Raw genomic sequence first — 3,624 nt, 5'->3', positions numbered from 1 at the left:
GGAGAACAAGTCTCCGGCTTGGGATATATGTGAATGCCACAACTTCGGCGGTGTACTTGAGCCCCGCTACATTGTCGGCGCGGAATCACTTGACCAGTGAGCTATTACGCACTCTTTCAAGGGTGGCTGCTTCTAAGCCAACCTCCTGGTTGTCTGGGCAACTCCACATCCTTTCCCACTTAGCACACGCTTAGGGGCCTTAGTTGGTGGTCTGGGCTGTTTCCCTCTCGACTATGAAGCTTATCCCCCACAGTCTCACTGCTGCGCTCTCACTTACCGGCATTCGGAGTTTGGCTGACGTCAGTAACCTTGTAGGGCCCATTAGCCATCCAGTAGCTCTACCTCCGATAAGAAACACGCAACGCTGCACCTAAATGCATTTCGGGGAGAACCAGCTATCACGAAGTTTGATTGGCCTTTCACCCCTACCCACAGCTCATCCCCTCCATTTTCAACTGAAGTGGGTTCGGTCCTCCACGACGTCTTACCGTCGCTTCAACCTGGCCATGGGTAGATCACTTCGCTTCGGGTCTAGATCACGCCACTTTGTCCGCCCTATTCAGACTCGCTTTCGCTACGGCTTCCCCACACGGGTTAACCTCGCGACGTAACACTAACTCGCAGGCTCATTCTTCAAAAGGCACGCCGTCACAACTACCAGCACAAGGCCTCGGCTGCTCCGACGGTTTGTAGGCACACGGTTTCAGGTACTATTTCACTCCCCTCCCGGGGTACTTTTCACCTTTCCCTCACGGTACTGGTCCGCTATCGGTCATCAGGGAGTATTTAGGCTTACCAGGTGGTCCTGGCAGATTCGCACGGGATTTCTCGGGCCCCGTGCTACTTGGGATCCTCTCCAAACGGCGTCACGCATTACGGTTACGGGACTAACACCCTCTCCGGCCGGGCTTTCAAACCCGTTCACCTATACGCACGCACTCATTTCACCAGTCCGGCAGAACTGGAACGGAAAGTCCCACAACCCCAGTGATGCAACGCCCGCCGGCTATCACACACCACTGGTTTAGCCTGTTCCGCGTTCGCTCGCCACTACTAACGGAATCACTATTGTTTTCTCTTCCTGTGGGTACTGAGATGTTTCACTTCCCCACGTTCCCTCCACGTACCCTATGTGTTCAGATACGGGTCACCCGGTCACTCGCGCGCCGGGCGGGGTTTCCCCATTCGGACATCCTGGGATCAAAGTTCGGTTATCAACTCCCCCAGGCTTATCGCAGATTCCCACGTCCTTCTTCGGCTCCTGATGCCAAGGCATCCACCGTGTGCCCTTAAAAACTTGACCACTTAAGATCAAAAAACATATCGAGAAAACCAGGCCCGAACATACGTCCGGAACCAGATTATTCATAGAAATTGCTTCTTTATTTTTAAAGATGCTCGCGTCCACTATGCAGTTCTCAACCAACAACCCCAACACACCCACACACCACAACCCCCACCACCTTCGAAGAGAAACCCTCCCCAAGACAGTGACAGCCACCATGATGCGCAGCATGCGCAGGAAAACCAGAAACAACCAAACCCCCACCCCCCACCAGCACCCGACCCCCCACACCCCCCCCAAAGGAGAAGGACACAAGAAGACACGCACCAACGAGAAATAAGAGCCCTGTTATCTCAGGACCCAACAGTGTGCCAAACGATACCCAACCAACCACCAACACCCCGCTTTCCAGAACCACCCCACCACCTCCGCCCACCCGAAGGAAGACGAAAAGCGAAAAGAGCGAGACGTACTCACAGACCACCAGCGGCCACCAGGGACCTATTCATCAATATTCCACCCATGAGCACCCACCGCGGAACAAACGCCCGCGCTGTGGGCTAACTCCTGCAAGCCACACACCCACCACTTGGGATGAGCGAATGAAACCTGAGGCGCTCCTTAGAAAGGAGGTGATCCAGCCGCACCTTCCGGTACGGCTACCTTGTTACGACTTAGTCCCAATCGCCGGTCCCACCTTCGACGGCTCCCTCCCACAAGGGGTTAGGCCACCGGCTTCGGGTGTTACCAACTTTCGTGACTTGACGGGCGGTGTGTACAAGGCCCGGGAACGTATTCACCGCAGCGTTGCTGATCTGCGATTACTAGCGACTCCAACTTCATGAGGTCGAGTTGCAGACCTCAATCCGAACTGAGACCGGCTTTTTGGGATTAGCTCCACCTCACAGTATCGCAACCCTTTGTACCGGCCATTGTAGCATGCGTGAAGCCCAAGACATAAGGGGCATGATGATTTGACGTCGTCCCCACCTTCCTCCGAGTTGACCCCGGCAGTCTCCCATGAGTCCCCGGCATAACCCGCTGGCAACATGGAACGAGGGTTGCGCTCGTTGCGGGACTTAACCCAACATCTCACGACACGAGCTGACGACAACCATGCACCACCTGTAAACCGGCCACAAGTGGCTGACACATCTCTGCATCATTCCGGTTCATGTCAAGCCTTGGTAAGGTTCTTCGCGTTGCATCGAATTAATCCGCATGCTCCGCCGCTTGTGCGGGCCCCCGTCAATTCCTTTGAGTTTTAGCCTTGCGGCCGTACTCCCCAGGCGGGGCACTTAATGCGTTAGCTACGGCGCGGAAAACGTGGAATGTCCCCCACACCTAGTGCCCAACGTTTACGGCATGGACTACCAGGGTATCTAATCCTGTTCGCTCCCCATGCTTTCGCTCCTCAGCGTCAGTTACAGCCCAGAGACCTGCCTTCGCCATCGGTGTTCCTCCTGATATCTGCGCATTTCACCGCTACACCAGGAATTCCAGTCTCCCCTACTGCACTCTAGTCTGCCCGTACCCACCGCAGATCCGGAGTTAAGCCCCGGACTTTCACGGCAGACGCGACAAACCGCCTACGAGCTCTTTACGCCCAATAATTCCGGATAACGCTTGCGCCCTACGTATTACCGCGGCTGCTGGCACGTAGTTAGCCGGCGCTTCTTCTGCAGGTACCGTCACCAACCCAAAAGGCCAGCTTCTTCCCTACTGAAAGAGGTTTACAACCCGAAGGCCTTCATCCCTCACGCGGCGTCGCTGCATCAGGCTTGCGCCCATTGTGCAATATTCCCCACTGCTGCCTCCCGTAGGAGTCTGGGCCGTGTCTCAGTCCCAGTGTGGCCGGTCACCCTCTCAGGCCGGCTACCCGTCGTCGCCTTGGTAGGCCATTACCCCACCAACAAGCTGATAGGCCGCGAGTCCATCCAAAACCACAAAAGCTTTCCACCAACATGGCATGCGCCAGAAGGTCGTATCCAGTATTAGACCCGGTTTCCCAGGCTTATCCCAGAGTCAAGGGCAGGTTACTCACGTGTTACTCACCCGTTCGCCACTAATCCCCCCACAAGTGAGGTTCATCGTTCGACTTGCATGTGTTAAGCACGCCGCCAGCGTTCATCCTGAGCCAGGATCAAACTCTCCGTAAATGTATATACAGACACAACAACGAAACCCGGGAAAACGGGAAACACTGCTGCACAAAATTCGAAACCAGCCAAAAAAACCAGCCACCACACACAAGGTGCGCGACAACCAGCAAATTCAACCAATCAAAAAACAATCGGTATCAACAAACTTGGCACACTATTGAGTTCTCAAACAACAGG

Annotated in this window: 2 rRNA genes; both read right to left on the bottom strand. The window is 55.0% G+C overall.

From position 1 onward, the window contains the following. Nucleotides 1-1,303 (bottom strand): 23S ribosomal RNA (locus tag D6T63_RS19625); the annotation flags it as partial. Nucleotides 1,304-1,910: 607 nt separating this feature from the next. Further along, nucleotides 1,911-3,444: ribosomal RNA gene (locus D6T63_RS18740) — 16S ribosomal RNA — on the bottom strand. Nucleotides 3,445-3,624: the final 180 nt, after the last annotated feature.

Source organism: Arthrobacter cheniae (assembly GCF_003602275.1).
Taxonomy (GTDB): domain Bacteria; phylum Actinomycetota; class Actinomycetes; order Actinomycetales; family Micrococcaceae; genus Arthrobacter_D; species Arthrobacter_D cheniae.
The sequence above is the reverse complement of the archived record's forward strand: the minus strand, read 5'-3'. Positions and strand labels throughout refer to the sequence as shown.